Source organism: Luteibacter sp. P1_D3 (genome assembly GCF_056406135.1).
The window spans coordinates 42,810-60,942 of record NZ_JBFUAT010000006.1; the positions used below are offsets into that span (position 1 = coordinate 42,810).

The 18,133-nt window shown below is 64.3% G+C and carries 12 protein-coding genes and 2 pseudogenes; 4 read left to right on the plus strand and 10 right to left on the minus strand.

Features of this window, described 5'->3' with window-relative positions; translation table 11 throughout:
• Positions 1–32 precede the first annotated feature (32 nt).
• The 6 genes and pseudogenes from ilvD to AC1DYM_RS06075 all read right to left on the minus strand — a co-directional run.
• Entirely contained in the window at positions 33–1,772 is a 1,740-nt protein-coding gene (gene ilvD / locus AC1DYM_RS06050) for a dihydroxy-acid dehydratase (RefSeq protein WP_477337103.1), read from the minus strand.
• A gap of 26 nt (positions 1,773–1,798) precedes the next feature.
• Positions 1,799–2,863 carry a 3-isopropylmalate dehydrogenase gene (gene leuB, locus AC1DYM_RS06055; protein WP_477336946.1) on the minus strand — a complete coding sequence of 355 codons (1,065 nt, stop codon included), beginning with the start codon at positions 2,861–2,863 and terminating at the stop codon, positions 1,799–1,801.
• Positions 2,860–3,456 carry a 3-isopropylmalate dehydratase small subunit gene (gene leuD, locus AC1DYM_RS06060; protein WP_477336948.1) on the minus strand — a complete coding sequence of 199 codons (597 nt, stop codon included), beginning with the start codon at positions 3,454–3,456 and terminating at the stop codon, positions 2,860–2,862. Before leuD ends, leuB begins: the two co-directional genes overlap by 4 nt.
• Complete coding sequence (gene leuC / locus AC1DYM_RS06065) at positions 3,453–4,868, minus strand: 3-isopropylmalate dehydratase large subunit (protein WP_477336950.1); 1,416 nt, start codon at positions 4,866–4,868, stop codon at positions 3,453–3,455. The genes leuD and leuC overlap by 4 nt, the downstream gene beginning before the upstream one ends.
• Positions 4,865–5,815: a branched-chain amino acid transaminase gene (locus AC1DYM_RS06070; protein ID WP_477336952.1), complete on the minus strand. Its 951-nt coding sequence runs from the start codon at positions 5,813–5,815 to the stop codon at positions 4,865–4,867. The genes leuC and AC1DYM_RS06070 overlap by 4 nt, the downstream gene beginning before the upstream one ends.
• Positions 5,816–5,853: 38 nt before the next feature.
• Positions 5,854–7,053, minus strand: a pseudogene (locus tag AC1DYM_RS06075) (2-isopropylmalate synthase); the annotation flags it as partial.
• Between the two features lie 609 nt (positions 7,054–7,662).
• Between AC1DYM_RS06075 and AC1DYM_RS06080 the strand changes: the two are divergent.
• From AC1DYM_RS06080 to AC1DYM_RS06090, 3 genes are all read left to right on the plus strand, one after another.
• A complete protein-coding gene (locus AC1DYM_RS06080; RefSeq protein WP_477336954.1) occupies positions 7,663–9,507 on the plus strand; it encodes a DUF6531 domain-containing protein in 1,845 nt (614 codons plus the stop codon).
• 69 nt (positions 9,508–9,576) lie between these two features.
• Positions 9,577–12,210: an RHS repeat-associated core domain-containing protein gene (locus tag AC1DYM_RS06085; RefSeq protein WP_477336956.1), complete on the plus strand. Its 2,634-nt coding sequence runs from the start codon at positions 9,577–9,579 to the stop codon at positions 12,208–12,210.
• Positions 12,211–12,293: 83 nt separating this feature from the next.
• On the plus strand, positions 12,294–12,641 hold the full coding sequence (locus AC1DYM_RS06090) for a hypothetical protein (RefSeq protein WP_477336958.1): 348 nt from the start codon (positions 12,294–12,296) through the stop codon (positions 12,639–12,641).
• Between the two features lie 249 nt (positions 12,642–12,890).
• Here AC1DYM_RS06090 and AC1DYM_RS06095 read toward each other — a convergent pair.
• A pseudogene (locus AC1DYM_RS06095) lies at positions 12,891–13,055 on the minus strand (threonine synthase); the annotation flags it as partial.
• A gap of 253 nt (positions 13,056–13,308) precedes the next feature.
• Between AC1DYM_RS06095 and AC1DYM_RS06100 the strand changes: the two are divergent.
• Positions 13,309–14,313 (plus strand): hypothetical protein, encoded by a 1,005-nt coding sequence (locus tag AC1DYM_RS06100; RefSeq protein ID WP_477336960.1) that lies wholly within the window; start codon positions 13,309–13,311, stop codon positions 14,311–14,313.
• A gap of 94 nt (positions 14,314–14,407) precedes the next feature.
• Here the strand turns inward: AC1DYM_RS06100 and thrC are convergent, their stop codons facing one another.
• The 3 genes from thrC to AC1DYM_RS06115 are packed head-to-tail and all read right to left on the minus strand — an operon-like array spanning position 14,408 to position 17,783.
• Positions 14,408–15,685 (minus strand): threonine synthase, encoded by a 1,278-nt coding sequence (thrC, locus tag AC1DYM_RS06105; protein ID WP_477336962.1) that lies wholly within the window; start codon positions 15,683–15,685, stop codon positions 14,408–14,410.
• 2 nt (positions 15,686–15,687) lie between these two features.
• Positions 15,688–16,638: a homoserine kinase gene (locus AC1DYM_RS06110; protein ID WP_477337105.1), complete on the minus strand. Its 951-nt coding sequence runs from the start codon at positions 16,636–16,638 to the stop codon at positions 15,688–15,690.
• A complete protein-coding gene (locus tag AC1DYM_RS06115) occupies positions 16,632–17,783 on the minus strand; it encodes a homoserine dehydrogenase family protein (protein ID WP_477337107.1) in 1,152 nt (383 codons plus the stop codon). Before AC1DYM_RS06115 ends, AC1DYM_RS06110 begins: the two co-directional genes overlap by 7 nt.
• Between the last annotated feature and the right edge of the window lie 350 nt (positions 17,784–18,133).

The window sequence follows — 18,133 nt, forward strand, 5'->3', positions numbered from 1 at the left end:
TCGCCGATAAATCGGCTCCCACAAAGGCCGGGTCAGTTGCCGATCAGCTCCTGTGTCATGTTTTCTTCCTCGGCCTTACGCCGGGCGGACGTCGATACGTTGGCCGTGGCAGGCGCATCGTCGAAGGCCTGGGTGACGGCGCCTTCCGCTGCCGAACCGACCAGTCGCGCGTACTTGGCGAGGACGCCTCGCGTCACCTTCGGCGGCGTCGGTTGCCAGGTGCCGCGGCGTGACGCGAGGTCGGCATCGGTACGCAACTCGCGCGTGGACGCATCGATGAAGATCGCGTCACCTTCGCGAATCAGTCCGATCGGACCGCCACGTGCGGCCTCCGGCGCGATGTGCCCGACCATGAAACCGTGCGTCGCGCCGCTGAAGCGTCCGTCCGTGATCAGGGCCACGTCGTTGCCCAGGCCGCGGCCGACCAGGGCGGCGGTGACCGCCAGCATCTCCCGCATGCCCGGACCACCCGCGGGACCTTCGTTGCGGATGACCATGACATCGCCCGAACGGATACGCCCGGCCTGCACCGCGGCGAAGGCCTCTTCCTCGCTTTCGAAGACGCGCGCGGGTCCTGCGTGGCTGGTGCGGCCGTGGCCGGCGAGCTTCAGGATGCAGCCTTCGGGCGACAGGTTGCCGTAGAGGATGCTGTAACCCCCACGCGGCTTGAACGCATGGGCGACATCACGAACGACTTGCTGGCCGTCGGTCGGCGCGGGCGCGGCATCGAGTTCGGCGAACAGGTTGCGACCCGTGACCGTCGGCGTATCGGTGAGCAAGCCGGCCTTGCGCAGTTCCTGCGCGACAATCGCAGTGCCGCCAGCCGCGGTCAGTTCGACAGCGCTGTAGCGGCCGCCGGGCTTGAGGTCGGCGATCACGGGTGTGTTCGCCGATGCCGGCTCGAAGTCCTCGATGCTCAAGGGCACGCGGGCCTCGTTGGCCATGGCCAACAGATGCAGCACGGCGTTCGTCGAACCCGCCGTCGCCGCAACCATGCGTGCCGCGTTGTCGAAGGCGGCGCGCGTCATGACCTCACGCGGCAGCCGGTTGTCGTTGAGGCAGGCCATGGCCAGCTCGCCGCACCGGAAGGCGGCGTCCCGCTTCGCCGGGTCGGTTGCCGGGATGTCGTTGAAGCCGACCGGTGACAGGCCCAGCGTGGTCAGCACCATCGCCATGGTGTTGGCGGTGAACTGGCCGCCGCAGGCGCCGGCACCAGGGCAGGCATGACGCTCGACGTCCTCTAGTTCGGCGTCGTCGATCTTGCCCGCGCCGTGCGCGCCGACGGCCTCGAACACTTCCTGCACCGTGATCGGGCAGCCGTTACGGCTGCCGTGGTCGATGCTGCCGCCATACAGGGCCACGCCGGGAATGTTGAGGCGGGCCAGTGCCATCGCCGCGGCGGGAATCGTCTTGTCGCAGCCGCACAACACCACCATCGCATCCAGGCAATGACCGTCGACAGCCAGCTCGATCGAGTCGGTGATGATCTCCCGGCTGACCAGCGAGGAACGCATGCCGGAGGTGCCCATGGCGATGCCATCGGTCACGGCGATAGTGTTGAATTCCACCGGCGTGCCGCCCGCGGCGCGGACGCCGTCGGCCGCTGCTTCGGCGAGGTCGCGGAGATTGAGGTTACACGGCGATACGTTGGACCAGCTGTGCACGATGGCGACCATCGGGCGCGCGATGGCGTCGTCGTCCAGGCCGGTGGCGCGCAGCATGGCGCGCGCCGGTGCCCGGTCCGGGCCGGTCTTGATCGCGTCGCTGCGCAACGTGCGGATCGGAATTTTCTTGTCGTTCATGCGGCCTCCGCCTTGGCGTGACAGGCGTCCAGGACAGCGCGCGTGACGGCTTGCGTCGTCGCCGTGCCGCCGAGGTCGCGGGTGAGATTGCCTTGCCCGAGCACGTGATCCACGGCCGCTTCGACCACGGCTGCCTCGTCGGTGAGACCGAGCGAATGGCGCAGCAACATCGCGGCGGAGAGGATCGTGCCGAGCGGGTTGGCCAGCTGCTGGCCGGCGATATCCGGTGCCGATCCATGAATGGGTTCGTAGACGCCCGCGCCCGGCCCGCCCACGGAAGCGGACGGCGACAGGCCCAGTGAACCGGCGAGGACCGAGGCTTCATCGGTGAGGATGTCGCCGAACATGTTCTCGGTCACGATCACGTCGTAATCGGCCGGGCGGGTGAGCAGGTGCATCGCCATGGAGTCAACCAGCTGGTGCTCGAGCTCTACGTCGGGGTACTCCGCACCGACGCGTGTGGCGACCGAACGCCACAGGCGCGAGGTTTCCAGCACGTTCGCCTTGTCCACCGAGGTGACTTTCTTCTTGCGGGTGCGTGCCAGTTCGAACGCATGGCGAACGACACGCTCGATCTCTGTGACGCTGTACCGGCATTCGTCGGTGGCATCGGTGTCGCTACGCGTTTTCGCACCGAAATAGATGCCGCCAGTGAGCTCGCGGATGAAGACCAGGTCGACGCCCTGAGTACGCTCCGGTTTGAGCGGCGACAAGGCCGCCGTGCGCGGATGCAACTTCAGCGGACGCACATTGGCGAAGACCCCGAGCAGTTTTCGCATGGCCAGCAGGCCCTGCTCAGGACGTACCGTCGCATTCGGATCGGACCACTTCGGTCCGCCCACCGCACCAAGCAGGATGGCGTCCGCGGCCAGCAGCGCCTCACGCGTCGCCGGCGGCAGCGGATCACCGAAACGATCGATGGCGTCACCGCCAATCGCATGCTCGCTGAAAGTGAACTGGTGGTCGAAGCGTTCGGCGATCTCGCGCAGTACCGCTACGCCGGCGGCGGCCACTTCCGGGCCGATGCCATCACCTGGCAGGACGACGATCTGGGCCTTCATGCGGCTTTCTCCATGCGGTGTTCGAAGGCGGTGATGGCGTCTTCCTGCTGCAGCAGGAAGCCCATCTGGTCCACGCCATTGAGCAGGCAGTGGCGCGAGAACGCGTCGAGATCGAAGCGGATCGTGCCGCCGTCGGGCAGGCGGATCGAGCCATCGGCGATGTCGATGCGCAGCTCGATACCGGGGTTGTCGAGCAGCCAGCGATGCTCCGCCGCGCTCACGACGATGGCGAGCAGACCATTCTTCAGCGAGTTGCCGCGGAAGATGTCCGCGATCTCGCTGGAGATCACCGCCTGGATGCCGTAGTCGAGCAGAGCCCAGGGCGCGTGTTCCCGTGAGGAACCGCAGCCGAAGTTGTGACCGGCGACCAGGATCGCGCAGCCCCGGGCGCTGGACTGGTTCAGGGGGAAGTCCGGGTTGTCACTGCCATCGGCGGCATACCGCCAGTCTTCGAAGCAGTGCTTGCCCAGCCCGGTGCGTTCAGTCGTGGTGAGAAAGCGCGCCGGAATGATCCGGTCGGTGTCGATGTTCTCGTTGCGCAGCACCGCCGTGCAGGAATGCACGTAGGTGAGCGGGCGGCTGGTCTGGCTCATGCGGCAACTTCCTGGGTCATGTATTCGCGGGGATCGGTCACGCGTCCGGCGACGGCCGACGCGGCGGCGACGAGCGGGCTGGCCAGCACGGTGCGTGCCCCCTTGCCCTGGCGTCCTTCGAAATTGCGGTTACTGGTGGCGACGACGAGCTGGCCCGGCTGGGCGAGATCGCCGTTCATGGCGATGCACATCGAGCAGCCCGGTTCACGCCACTCGGCGCCGGCGGCGCGAAAGATGTCGTGCAGGCCTTCGCGCTCGGCATCCCGGCGCACCTGCTCCGATCCCGGCACCACCAGCATGCGCACACCGTTGGCGACACTGCGGCCACGCATGATTTCCGCTGCCGCACGCAGGTCGGACAGGCGACCATTGGTGCAGCTGCCGATGAACACCACGTCGACCGACTCGCCCGCGATCGGCTTGCCCGCGACCACCTGCATGTAGTCGAGCGCACGCTGTTCGACCGCATCGGCGGCGGCAGGAACGTTGGCATGAATGGCGACGACCATGCCCGGATGCGTGCCGTAGGTCACCGAGGGCTGGATGATCGAAGCGTCGATGCGGACCTCGCGGTCGTACGTCGCACCGTCGTCACTGGGCAGTCCGCGCCATGTCGCGACGGCGCGTTCCCATGCCTCGCCCTGCGGCACACGCTCACGACCCTTCAGCCAAGCGAAGGTGGTCTCGTCCGGTGCAATCAGCCCGGCGYGGGCGCCGGCCTCGATCGACATGTTGCAGACGGTCATCCGCTCTTCCATCGACAGCGCGCGGATGGCTTCGCCCTTGTATTCGAGTACGTAGCCCGTGCCGCCACCTATGCCGATGGTCCCGATGATGTGCAGGATCAGGTCCTTCGCGGTGACACCTCGCTGCAGGGCGCCATCGACGTGAATGGCGAAGGACTTCGGCTTGCGCTGGAGCAGACACTGCGTAGCCAGCACGTGGCCGACCTCGGTGGTGCCGATGCCGAAGGCCAGCGCACCGAAGGCGCCGTGGGTCGCCGTGTGGCTGTCGCCGCAGACGATGGTCATGCCGGGTTGCGTCGCACCCACTTCGGGCCCGGCGACATGGACGATGCCACGCTGAGGACTATCCCAACCCATCAGGTCGATGCCGAACTCGCGGACGTTGGATTCCAGTTTCGCGACCTGGGCTTCGGCTTCCTTCGTGTAATACGGACGTACGCCGCTGGCGTTCGCCGGCAGGGTCGGCGTCGAGTGATCAAGCGTGGCGAGCGTGCGATCGGGACGTCGCACCTTCACGCCCCGCGAGCGCAGTTCGTCGAAGGCCTGCGGCGAGGTCACTTCGTGGACCAGATGGAGGTCGATGTACAACACGCCCGGCGTGCTGTCGGTCTCGGGTGCTACCTGATGGGCGTCCCACAGCTTGTCGAACAGGGTGCGCGCGCTCATGCGGCGGCCCTCCCGGCAACGGCCGGCTCATCGATGGCGGTCAGCCAGCCCCAGCGATCCTCGGTGCGACCATCGAACAGACCGAAGAAGTCTGCCTGCAGCTGTCGCGTGATCGGTCCGGGGCGACCATTGCCGACCGGCTTGCGATCCACCGAGCGCACGGCGGTGACTTCTGCCGCCGTACCGGTCATGAACACTTCATCGGCGAAGTACAGCATCTCTCGCGGCAGCGGCTGCTCGACGACGTTGAAACCGCGCTCGCGTGCCAGGGTGAGCACGGAGTCGCGGGTGATGCCACAGAGGATCGACGAGGCGGCAGGTGGCGTGTAGATGGTGCCCTTGCGCACGATGAACAGGTTCTCACCGGCGCCTTCGCTGAGCAGGCCGTCGGTGCCCAGCGCGATGCCTTCGGCAAAGCCGCCGTTGATGGCCTCGCGGGCGATCAACTGGCTGTTGAGATAGTTGCCGCCGGCCTTGGCGCCGCTCGGATACGTGTTGGGTGCGGCACGGTTCCACGAGGACACGCACACATCTACGCCATTCTCGATGGCGTCGGCGCCGTGGTACGCACCCCAGGGCAGGGCGATGATGGCGACATCCACTGCGGTATCCAGCGGCGGCGCGAGGCTGAAGGTGAAGCCGCTGCGCAAGACGATCGGGCGCACATAGGCCGAGGTAAGCCCGTTAGCGGCGATCACGTCGCGGCAGGCGCGGTTGATCGCGTCGGCGTCGTACGGCATCGCCAGGTCGTAGATGCGCGCGGAGTGGAACAGGCGCTCGGTGTGTTCTTCCAGCCGGAAGTAACGCGGTCCGTCGGGCGTGGCATACACGCGAATGCCTTCGAACACGGACGATCCGTAATGCAGCGCATGAGCGCCGACATGCACGGTGGCGTCGGCCCAGGTCTTGATGCGACCGTTGTGCCAGAGATGGGTCGGGGCTTCCATGTGTTGCTCCTTCAGGGACTGACCGCGGCGACGGCCGGGGCATGGTTTTGATGAAGATCCATCAGCGAACAGAGGTCATCGTTGGTTACCGACCGCTGTTTGTCTGTAAGGGTTTTAAAACTTTCGAAGACGGCGTCGAGCGTTGCTTCATCGACCTCGAACTCGAGTTCGACCAGGCGCTGGCGCAGCGCGTGCCGGCCCGAGTGCTTGCCGAGGACCAGCGAGGTCTTCGCGCCGACATCCTGCGGACGCATGATTTCGTAGGTGCCGCGGTGCTTGAGCATGCCGTGCTGGTGGATGCCCGACTCATGGGCAAAGGCGTTGTCGCCGACGATGGCCTTGTTGCGCGGCACGGCCTGGCTGGTGACTTCGGCGAGCAGGCGCGAGGTGGGAAACAGGCGCTCGGTGACGATGCCGGTATCGACCTTGAACAGCGGGCGGCGGGTGTGCAGCGCCATGACGATTTCTTCCAGCGCGGCATTGCCGGCGCGTTCGCCGATGCCGTTGATCGTGCATTCCACCTGCCGTGCGCCTGCACTGATCGCGGCCAGGCTGTTGGCGGTAGCCATGCCCAGGTCGTCGTGACAATGGGCGGAAAAGACCACGCGATCAGCCCCGCGCACGTGCTTGCGCAGGTAGGCGAACATCTCGGTGATTTCCTGGGGCGTCACATAGCCGACGGTGTCGGGCGCGTTGAGAACACAGGCGCCGGCCTCGACGGCGACGGAAAAGATCTCGGCGAGGTAGTCCGGCTCGGTGCGCAGCGCGTCTTCGGCGGAAAATTCGACTTCGTGAGCGAGGGCCTTGGCCCGGAGGATCGCCGTTGCGGCGATATCGATCACTTCCTGCTTGCTCTTGCCGAGCTTGTGCTCGCGGTGCAGGGGACTGGTGGACAGGAACAGGTGGATCCGGGAGTGCCGCGCGCCTTGCAAAGCCTTACCCGCACTGTCGATGTCCGCTGACTGACATCGGGCCAATGCGGCGATCGTGGGCGTCTTCAGCGTCCTCGCGATCTCCGCCACGGCGGCGAAATCATCGGGTGAGGCCTGGGGAAAGCCGGCTTCGATGATGTCGACGCCCAGTTCTTCCAGGGCATGCGCCATGCGCAGCTTGGCACGCCGGTCCATCGAGAAGCCGGGGGCCTGCTCGCCGTCGCGCAAGGTAGTGTCGAAGATGCGCACGCGACCGCCTACGTCGCTCTCGACGGATTCGGTGCTGCCCTGGTTTGCTGGATTCATGTCTGGCTCCGCTCGTGAATGAGGCGGGCCTGGGGCAATAAAAAACCCCGCATCCGTTGCCGGGTGCGGGGTTTTCAGGAGTCTTCAGGTTTGTTTCTTATTTACCTGGACACTTGCCCTTAGCCCGCACCTCCGCAGGTAATAAGTACAAGGTTAATAAGAAGGAGGCCGCCGCCGAGACGCAGCTTGCCTACTGCCGCCGGAAGGCGGTTCAGGGCAAAGCGGCCAGTGGTGGTGCGCTGCGTCATGTCACCGAACGTAAGTCAGGTCGTTGACGCCTGTCAACACTTTCCGATGAAACTTGTTTCCTAGGACATTTGGACGGCTAGATGTCCGAGGATCGTGGTTCGTGCCGGAAATGGCGCCACGACGAAGATTCGGCAAAGTGGTATGCAACCATCGACTACGCCCTTTGCAGGAGCCGATTCATCGGCGATCGGCGGTGCGACGTACGTATCAGAGGTCGGCCACGATGTCCGCAATTCTCAATGTAAGTCATTGAGAATATTCGAAATGACAAAGATATGGGTGTGCATCACACTCGGCTGACAGGCGTGGCGATTTCACCTACATAAACTCCGCGCCCTCACTTACTCGATGGATAGATGTATGCGATGGAATGCCCTTGGCGCGGCGTGTGTGCCCGTGCTTGCTGTCTGCGCACAAAGCGCCCGTGCGGTCGATATCGCTCCATATCTGGAGTACGAAGTACGAGCAGATGAGTACCCGCTGGCGTATTACGCCGACGTCAACAAGGCGGCTAACGACGTTCTAGCGCGCGAGTGTGCGATCTATGGGTATACCGGCTGCGCGTTAAAGAAGATCTGGTACCTAAACTCCATCTATTTTGTGGATTACAGCTACAAACGCTCGGATGGCACTACTTCTTCAGGTTCGGAATACAACTATCACTACTACACATGTGACCTGCCGACGAGGCTATATATCGTCAAGGGAGATGTGCGCTACGGGCCCTATGCGAACCGCGAAATCGCGCCCGGTGGCAGCTGGGGCATCCCTCGCTGCCTGTCTGACGAGGGTCCAGGGCCGGGCCCCGACCCCGAGCTCGAGCACCAATCCGATCTAGGGACCGGCGACTGCGAAACCCGCCCCAGCGTCGGCAACCCCATCAATGTCGGACTCAACAACAAATATCAGGAAGTCGTCGATATCGTAGCCACCGGCGGCTCTCCGCTGACCTGGTCGCGCTACTACAACAGCGGCATCGTGAGTGACGGGCAGGCTTCACATGCGAGCCAACCGACATTGCCGGGTATGGCGGCGCTCGGCAGTCGCTGGCGCGGCACGTTCGACCGATCCCTTGATGTCGTAAATGACAAGGAAGAGAAGCGCATCCGACTTCATCGTCATACCGGCGAGCGTATCGACTTTGTCGAGACTGACGGCCATTACCAGAGCACGGTAGATCCGCGAGGTCAGTTGGCGCGGGATGGGGACGGTTGGATCTATCGGCCCGCCGGCGGTCAGGACGCCGAGCGCTATGACGCGGAAGGGCACCTTGTCTCCATAGCAGCAGGTACGGCACGACACGTCACGCTCCGGTACGCAGATTCGCTTGTCGAGGCGACCGACCTTCAGGGTCGAAGGCTGTCGTTCGTCTATGACAGTGTTGGACGTATTGCCGCGGTCAGCGATGCTTCCGGGGTCGCCGTCACCTACGCCTATGACGAGACCGCGGAAAGTGGTCGTAGTGCAGACTTGGCCTCGGCCACTTATGCCGACGGCACCTCGCATCGCTACGGGTACAACTCCCAAGGCCATGTCGCAGGTGGCGCGAGCTATCCCCATCTCCTGACGGGCATCGTCGACGAGACCGGCGAGCTCTTCGCCAGCTTCTGGTACGACAGCGATGGGCGCGCCATTCGCAGCGAACATGCAGGCGGTGTCGATGCCGTGCAACTCGCCCGCGAGGCCGATGGCAGTGTCTCGGTTACCGGTCCGGCGAAGGCCGTGCACCGCTACCGCTATGCGGAGGTGCGTGGCTCCCGTCGCCTTGTTGGTGTCGACCAGCCCGGTGGGGCCGGCTGTGGCGCAGCGAACTCGAAGATCGAGTACAACACGGATGGCACGGTAGCCCGCCGTACCGGGTTCGACGGTCGCGTGACGGAGTACCGCTATGACGTCGCGGGTCACGAGATCGAACGGACCGAGGCATCGGGCACCCCATCGGCCCGCAAGATCACGACCGCGTGGCATGCCTCGTTGGATCTGCCGGTTCGCACGACCTGGCCGGGCCGCGAAGAGCGATTTACTTACGACGCGGCAGGGAACCTCACCGGTCGCGAAGAATGGGGCGCGATCGATCCGACACAGCAGGGGTCCCCCCTCACGCTGAGCCGAAGCTGGCGCATGATTTATGACGCAGCCGGGCTGTTGCTGCTTGAAGAAGGTCCGCGCAGTGACACGGGTAAGCTCGGTACCGTTTCGCGCTAAACCTACCGTACGGCCGACGCATCGAATTGTGGCGCGGGTCCATGTGACTACCGTAAAGGCGACCTGTGGATGTCGGAAGACGCACTAGGCCACGTAGAGGAAATTGTGGCCTACGACCCAGTCGGCCGCGTGCGCTTCCGTCGCGATGTTCAGGGAACAAGCTACGAATATACGTACGACAAGCGCGGGCGATTGACCGAGGTACAGGAAGCACGGCCACGCGGGAGCGTCGCCCGAACCGCGATGACGTACACGCCGCGTGGCGATGTCGCGTCCGTCACGGATGCCGACGGCATCACGCTGCGTTTCGAATACGACAAAGCCGGCCGCCTCATCCAGGTCGCCAACCCTTCCAACCATCGCCTGCGTTTTGAGCTCGATGCGGCAGGTAACCGTATCGGTGAGGCCGCGTACGACAGTATGTTCCTCAAGACCCAGGTCAAGCGGACCTTCGATGCACTGGGCCGTATGGCGACGGAAACCGGCCCCGACAATGCCGTGACTCGCTACACATACGACGAGATCGGCAGACCGACCGGGAGCACCGATGCCGATGGACGCAAGGCGACGTCCGGTTATGACGCACTTGGGCGGTTGCGCGAGTCGATTCGGGACGCTGGGATACTGAATGCCCTCACGACGACATCTTATGACCCGTTGGATCAGGTCTCGTCGGTCACGGATCCCAAAGGGCTGACGACGGAATACGTGACGACGGGCCTGGGCGATGTTGGCGCTGTGGACAGCCCGGATAGCGGTGAAAACGTCGACGAGCACGATGTCGCAGGCTTGCTGATTCGGCATGAGGGTGCGGGCGGCGTGGGCAGCTATCGGGTGACGCGCGATGCGCTCGGTCGGCCGACGTTTGTGAGCTACGGCGATCCAAAGCTCGATACCCGCTTTACGTACGACACCCCAGATGTCACGTGTCCCGCCGGCGAGAGGCACGGTGTCGACAGGCTCTCGGCTATGACGCAGTCCGGCAGCAGGACGATCTTCTGCTACGACGCGCCGGGCAGTATCGTCCGCAAGATCCAGTCATGGGGTGGGATGACGAAGGCGGTGGCGTATAGCTATTCGCCGGCAGGCCGGCTGCTGGAGGTCGCTGTCGACGGCGGAGCGCGCACGACTTATCGCTACGACGCCGATGGCTCCGTGGCTGGCGTGAGCGTCGTGCCGCAAGGCGGTGTGAGAGCAGACGTCATCGCGTACGTGGCATACCGGCCCTTCGATCTGATCGAGAGCTGGCGTTATGGGAATGGAAGCGAGTTGACGGCTAGTCGTGACAGTCGTGGTCGCATCACCGCCTGGGGTGGCCCGGACTATCAGATGTATACGCTGACCTACACGCCGGGCGGCCAGATCGCCTCGCAGACCGCGCGTGCGTATGCGTTCGACTATGGATTCGACGGACTGGGTCACCTCAAGTCGGTAGCCAAGCCGAGCACGGGTAGTCTGCTGCGAGGGTTCGAGTACAACACCACTGGTGATCGCACATCGATGAACGAAGGATCGGTCAAGCAGAACTATCTCTACGATCCTGCCAGTCATCACCTTGCATCTGCGGATGGGAAAGCACGGCGCTACGATGCCGCCGGCAACACGATCGGTATCGGCGACGCCACGCTTGCCTATGACGCGGCAGGCCGTCTGGCATCGGTGAACGAGTCAGGGCGCCTTCTCGTCAGCTATGACTACGATGCGGCGGATCAGCGAATCATGCGCACCGAGGCGGCCGGATCGAAGGTCGGGCTGGTCATGTACGATGAAGACGGACGCTGGTTGGCCGACTACGACAGCGCAGGCAAAGTTACGCGACAGGCCGTCTGGATGAATAACTACCTCGTCGGTCTGGTCGATAACGGCAAACTGCTTTATGTGGAGCCAGACCATCTTGGATCGCCTCGTGCAGTGATCGATCCCGTACGCAAGGCCACTATCTGGCGCTGGCAGCCGAGTGATGATCCGTCTGGAGCGACGGTACCGGACAACGATCCGGACGCAGACGGTGCCCTATTCATTTTCGACTTGCGCTTTCCGGGGCAGCGGTACGACGCCGCGACTGGGCTTTACTACAACTACTACCGTGATTATGACGCTGGTGCAGGACGATACATCCAGGTCGATCCGCTTGGCCTGGCCGATGGAATGAACCCATATCTGTACGCCAACGGCTCGCCGCTGATGTTCTTCGATCCTCTTGGGCTCTATGGGTGGGGCGACCCGCTTCCTGATTGGGTTGTGGACTTCTCGGCGGGTTTGGGCGATAGCGTTTCATTTGGCGCCACACGTTGGCTCCGAAAGAAGCTGGGCTCAGATGGCGTCGTCAACGTATGCTCGTCTGCGTATACCGGAGGCGAGTGGGCCGGCCTCGGCGTTAGTGTCGGAACCGGGCTGGGTGGCGGCATCAAAGCTGCTGGCGCGAAGGGACTGGGAAAGGAGTTCTCTCACTGGATTCCCAAAAGAATGGGAGGTCCTAGGTCGACGTGGAATGGAAACTTTGTTTCCCGCGAGACACATGCCTTGTCCGATCCGTACCGGTATCGTTTTATGTCGAGGTCGTGGAAGGAGAAGAATCCGATGCCGTTGAAGCTTCAGCAGCAATGGACGCGCTTGCCTAATGTGTACAAGGGGACTGGCGCCGGGGCAGGATATGGTTCCGCAAGTATCGTTTCGGCTGGAGATTGCTCGTGCGAGCAGTGATAGCGACTCTATCCAAACTATTTCGAAGACGGCCTCGCCTGACGTCTCTCGAACGACGGATTCTTGATTCCGTCGGTGCTGAGATGTCTAAACCTGCACTGACCATATGGGAGCAACAGGTTCAATCCATCTATCTGATCCAACGTCTGCCAGATGGTGTCGAGGTCAACTTCTACATGCGCGACCCGGTAAGTAGCACAGGCAGAGCGCTACCTCGGTTTCAACGCGGCGACGAATTTGCCGTCGCCGAGGTCGTCGTATCGATGCCTGCGCTGGAATCGTCGATAGCCGCCAATGTCTGGTGCGTTTCGGGTCGGCTGTTCTCAATCGAGTACAAGGGCAGTATCAAATACTTCGATGAAGCGCTTGGCATGGATCCGGAGTCAGTGGTGGATATTGCCGTCGGCATGAAGGCCGTTGGTCTCTCATGACCGCCATCCACTAACCCCGCAACCAATCCGCAAACATCCGCCCATCGGCAGCAAGCGGCTCCGCCGTCGCCTCACGTGCCAGCATCGTATCCAGCGCGTCCGGCACGGCGACGGCGTTCGAAGGCACGGATGGCGGTGGCGGTGGCGGTATGCGGACAGCGGCGACGATGCGGAAGACTACATCGCCGATCGGCGGGCCGATCTCACGCGGCCACAGGCAGGCCAGCGCATTGCCGAGGTTACCGGTAGGCCCTCCACGCGCAATGCACGCACGTTGTCGCTGAAGCTACCCGGTTGGTGGGCCTGGTGTGGCGATACGCGGTTTGCGGGGTAAGGAATGGCAACGCGCACACCGGGCAGGTTGTGGAAGGCAGCACCCGCGGCCGCACCGGTATCGCCCGATGTCGCAACAAGATACGAAGATTCTGCGAAGTGGTATACCCGTCGGCCACGCCCGTCGTAGGCGGAGGTGGTGACCGAAATCGAAAGGTATATTCGGCAGCGCCAACTGTAGATCCCTCCCCTGATTGATATCGCGCAAAAACCGGTCCGCAGGCGACCCTGGCCTGGGCCGTTGACGGTGATGGGCGCGGCGCCTAATGTCTCTTTGGCAGGGGAAGCACAGAGCAGGGACGCAACATCTTGCTCGCCATGAAAAGGACTTTGCATGGGCACGATCATCGAAAACTTCGAGAAGACCGAGGACGGCCTACCGCCGCCCCAAGCGATGCCCCCAACCGTGTCGCCGTCCGTGACTCTCCGCTTTCCATCGCTGGCGGTATACAGCCGCGCGGATGTCGCCTACTTCGCCCCCCAGAGCGTTGGCACTTTTCTGCCGGGGAACTTGATCAGCGTCCCGGTAAGCAGGCACGACTATCCGTCGTTTGGTGGCGGGGTGCTGTTCACCTTGAAGGAAGCGGCCACTGGGATCACGCTCGATTTCTGGATTGCGGGCTTGGGATATCCCGGGCACGAAGGCATGCGCATCGAGTACTTCGGCGAGGTCGATCTCGAACCACTTGCCGAGGTCGTGCTGCAAACCAGGCACGAGAGTTATCACGGAACGGTTGAAAGTCCTCCCGTGTCCGAAAAGGTCAAATACATCAGGGTGACGTCACCTTCGCATGAAAACGCGGTTGGACACTTTGTCCTGACTACCGACGGCGCCCTGGCAAGCCCACCGAATGGCAGCCAGGGCGTCAGGGCGACCGTCCGGGAAACGTTCGATTGGTCGACAAATATCGCCGTGCCGACGGCCAACAATCCGACGTATTTCGGCGATGATTGGGTGGACGCCGGTTTTCGCCATCTTCGGGTTTCTTCGTTCGGCTCGCAACACCTGTACGGGCTCGTCGACTCAGGCCCGCTCCCCGGATACGCGATCGGCGTACAAGGGCTCGCGAGTTTTGTTCTCGCGACGCCAGCGTCCAGCGTCGCTTTCGATTACTACATTAGTAGATCGGTTATTCCAAACGATGATGCCATGCATGTCAGCTATCTCGATGCCGACGGAGCGGTCATCGGCGAGGTAAAGATTCCCAGCATCGTCGGGGCTATCAACAGCGGCACGCTTCGTTCCGATCCGAGCTGGAATCGGCGAATCAAGGCGGTGGAGGTACGTACGCCCCCCGGTGGAGGCTCCTACGTCGCCAACTTCGAACTGGTCGGCTGAGGCGGGGTACGTGTCCTTATCTCTCTTCCTGCGGTAATCAAGAAAGGCGGGCCGTGCTGCGCCTGGCAGCACGGCCCTGTTGAGCGATGACGCATTACCACGAGCGCATCCATGCGGTGAACACGCTGCTATCGGCGGCCATCGGCTCGGCTGATGCGTCGCGCGCGAGCGTGCGCCCGAGTGCCTGCGGAACATCGATGCTGCGGCCGATCAAGGGTTCCACGATCGTATCGAATTTCGCCGGGTGTGCGGTGGCTGCAAGCGTCCACGCACGCGAGTCACCGGCGAGCCGCCGGCGCTCGAGGATCCGCATCCCCGTCGCGGTATGCGGGCAGAAGACCTCGCCGTCGCTGGCGGCGTGGCGTCGAATGACATCGCGAATTTCGGCATCATCCACGCTTTCTGCATGACCATGGCGGCGCGTTTCGTCATCGCCACCGAACAGATGGCTCAACCGTTCGAAGTTGCTCGGCGCGCCGACATCCATCGCGTTGGCGATGGTCGGCACCGCGTCACGTCCACGGTACGGCCGTCCACCGAAGAACTCGGGCAAGGTGTCGTTGGCGTTGCAGGCGAAGAGCACATCGCCGATCGGCAGGCCGATCTCGCGCGCCCACAGGCAGGCCACGGCATTGCCGAGATTGCCGGTCGGAACGATCACGTTCATCGGACCATCCGCATTCAATGACGCGTGGCCGAAGTAGGCCATCTGCGGCAGTAGCCGGCCAAGGCTGATGCTGTTCGCCGAGGACATCGGCACGTCGGCCTGGAGGGCGACATCGCCCAATGCGCCCTTCACGAGACGCTGGCAGTCGTCGAAGCTGCCTTCCACCCGCAAGGCACGCACGTTGCCGCCGAAGCTACCCAGCTGGTGGGCCTGGCGCGGCGACACGCGGTTGTCGGGGTAGAGAATGGCGACCCGCACGCCGGGCAGGTTGTGGAAGGCGGCACCCACCGCCGCACCGGTATCGCCCGATGTCGCGACAAGAATCGTCAGCGGCCGATCGCTGTCGCGACGCAGGCGACTCACGCAGGCGGCAAGGAAGCGTGCGCCGAAATCCTTGAACGCCGCCGTCGGCCCGTGAAACAGCTCGAGCACATGCGCCCCGTCGATACCCAGTTCGCGGCGGGGAGCGGGAAAGGCGAAGGCTTCCGCACAGATGGTCGGCAGGTCGTCCTCGAGGGGATCGCCGTCGAAAAACGGCTCGAGCATACGTAGCGCGGTACCGGCGAGGTAGCCGTTCGCTGGCGGCAACGCCACGCGCGGCATCTTCTCGGGTACGTAAAGGCCCCCATCGGGCGCGATACCCGCGGCGATCGCATCGGAAAGACGGGCGGGCGCGGCGCCGCCGCGCGTACTGATATAGCGCATGGTCAGAGCACGCGGGCGGCGGGGCCGTCGACAGGGGCGACGAGAACGTCGCTGTCGTGTCCGGCGGCTTTGAAAGCGGCGCGCATATCGTGCGAAGCGGCTTCGGCCGACGCACGATCCTCGAACCAGCCGAACACGCTCGGACCGGCGCCGGAGATGCTGGCACCCATCGCGCCATGATCCAGGGCGGCTTGCTTCACGGCGGCGAACCCTGGAATCAGTGGCGCGCGGCGAGGTTCGACCAGTACATCGGAAAGGCCTTCGCGAACGAGGGCGGCTTCGCCCCGATAGCAGCCAGCCATGACCAGCGCGAGGTTGGCACTCTGTGCAACGAATTCCCCCAGCGCGTAATGACCGGCGAGCGCGGCGCGGGCGCGGCGGGTTTCCAGCACCACGTGCGGATGAACCAGTGCGCAGTGCCACTCAGCCGGCACCGGAATGCGCACGAGGCGCTTGTCGGTGGCGAGTACGAGGCCGCCGAGCAGCATCGGTCCGAGGTTATCGCCATGACGGCTGCCGCTGGCGACGACTTCGCCGTCCAAGGCAAAGGGATATAGGGCTTCGCGCGGCAACGGATCATCCAACAGCGCGTTGGCGGCAACGACGGCGGCCACACAGGAGGCGGCGGAGCCCCCCATGCCAGAACCAAGAGCGATGCCCTTGTGCAGCACCAGCTCGAAACCGAAGGGCAGGTTCAGGCCGCGGATCATCGATAGCAGCGCGGCGCCGGCCGTGTTATCGGCGGCGGCCATCGGCAGGTCGGTGATCACGCCGTCGATGGCGACGATGCGTACCTCGCGCTCGGCGATTCGGCGTACTTCGGCGCGATCGCCGGCACCGGCGATGCAGTGGCCCAGGATGTCGAAGCCGATGCCGACATTGCCGACACTGGCATAGGCCTCGGCGACGGCGACATCCGCACGGACCAGGGGCGAGGATTCTTCTTTCAGCATGCGCACCGTTTTACTCCCATGGCACCGGCCACGCGCAGCAGGTCGGTGAAGACCGCCGCGGCAGTGACCTCGGGACCGGCACCCGGCCCCTGGACGACAAGCGCATTGTCGCAGTATCGGCGCGTGGCGAAACGCACCACGTTATCGGTGAGGCGCGAGTGGGCGAAGGCATGGTCGGCACCGATCACCTGGACGCCGACGGAGGCGTGGCGACCGTCGAGCCGGGCAACGTGGCGGAGTACACCACCGGCACCACGGGCGTCGGCGAGCAGGGCGGCCATGGGCGCATCCATGGCTTCGAGGTTGTCCATGAAGTCGTCGCGGCTACCGTCCGCGAGCGCGGCCGGGATCAGGCTGCGTACGTTCACGTCATCCAGCGAGAGGGCCACGCCGGCTTCGCGGGCGAGGATCACCAGCTTGCGGGCGACGTCCATGCCGGAAAGGTCGTCACGCGGGTCCGGCTCGGTGTAACCCATGGCATGGGCCTCACGGACCAGGGCCGAGAACGGCACCGAGCCGTCGAAGCGATTGAACAGCCACGCCAGCGTGCCGGAGAGCATCCCTTCCACGGCGAGCAACTCGTCGCCCGTGTCGATCAGGTCGCGCAGGGTCTGCACCACCGGGAGGCCCGCGCCCACCGTGCCTTCGTAGTGCAGGCGGGCGCCGCTGGCGTCCGATGCGCGGGCGATCTTGTGCCAGCGATCGAGGGGGCCGCTGGCGGCGCGCTTGTTCGGGGTGACGACATGGATGCCCGCGGCCAGCCAGCCGGCGTAGTGATTCGCAACGATGTCGCTGGCCGTACAGTCGGCCAGCACCGCCACTTCGCCCTCGCGACCGGCCACGTAGGCGGCGAACTCGTCGAGCTCGGCAGGGCGCCATATCTGGGCCCCATGCTGGCGGCCGTTGAGGGCGTCGTCATCGCAATCGAGCCACATATGGCGGCTGTCGCTGACGGCCCGCAGGGTGAGCTGCAGGTTGCACTCGCGTAGCAGGCGGGGTGCGGCCAGGCGCAGCTGGGTAAGGAAAGCACTGCCGACCTTGCCGGGACCGACCACGCCGATATTGACCACGAGGGGCGCGACGGCCGCGCGGACCGGCGCGACACGTAAGGGCGAACGGGGTAACGCGATAGCGATGGACACGATCAAAGCCTCCGGTGAGAGGCCCTTCGTCACATCAGGTGAGAGATCTTGGCTGGGAGTCCCGGCGCCGATCCCGTCCTGCGGGAGGTCGGGGCCGGCAGCGACAAGGAACTAGGCGCGCGCGAACTCCGATCCTCCGACCAGGGTAGTGGTCGTTGTCGTTGTAGTCGCGGTGGTGGATGCGGACGCAAGCGCGCCGGCCGGGAGGGCCGAAGTGGAACGCAGCGCTGGCGCGTTGGGATGCATGGCCCGACGTTATGCCCGCGTGTACGGGGCTGTCAAGCGGGTCGGTGCTGGCCGGATGGCCTATGTGGATTCCGGCAAGGCTGCCGGGGCCCCGCTCGGTAGGAGCC

What these genes read in the sequence shown, in the direction of transcription:
- leuB (WP_477336946.1), bottom strand. Translation starts at nt 2,863, where the DNA reads ATGAAGGCCCAGATCGTCGTCCTGCCAGGTGATGGCATCGGCCCGGAA.
- leuD (WP_477336948.1), bottom strand. Translation starts at nt 3,456, where the DNA reads ATGAGCCAGACCAGCCGCCCGCTCACCTACGTGCATTCCTGCACGGCG.
- AC1DYM_RS06070 (WP_477336952.1), bottom strand. Translation starts at nt 5,815, where the DNA reads ATGGAAGCCCCGACCCATCTCTGGCACAACGGTCGCATCAAGACCTGG.
- AC1DYM_RS06080 (WP_477336954.1), top strand. Translation starts at nt 7,663, where the DNA reads ATGCGATGGAATGCCCTTGGCGCGGCGTGTGTGCCCGTGCTTGCTGTC.
- AC1DYM_RS06085 (WP_477336956.1), top strand. Translation starts at nt 9,577, where the DNA reads ATGTCGGAAGACGCACTAGGCCACGTAGAGGAAATTGTGGCCTACGAC.
- AC1DYM_RS06090 (WP_477336958.1), top strand. Translation starts at nt 12,294, where the DNA reads ATGTCTAAACCTGCACTGACCATATGGGAGCAACAGGTTCAATCCATC.
- AC1DYM_RS06100 (WP_477336960.1), top strand. Translation starts at nt 13,309, where the DNA reads ATGGGCACGATCATCGAAAACTTCGAGAAGACCGAGGACGGCCTACCG.
- thrC (WP_477336962.1), bottom strand. Translation starts at nt 15,685, where the DNA reads ATGCGCTATATCAGTACGCGCGGCGGCGCCGCGCCCGCCCGTCTTTCC.
- AC1DYM_RS06110 (WP_477337105.1), bottom strand. Translation starts at nt 16,638, where the DNA reads ATGCTGAAAGAAGAATCCTCGCCCCTGGTCCGTGCGGATGTCGCCGTC.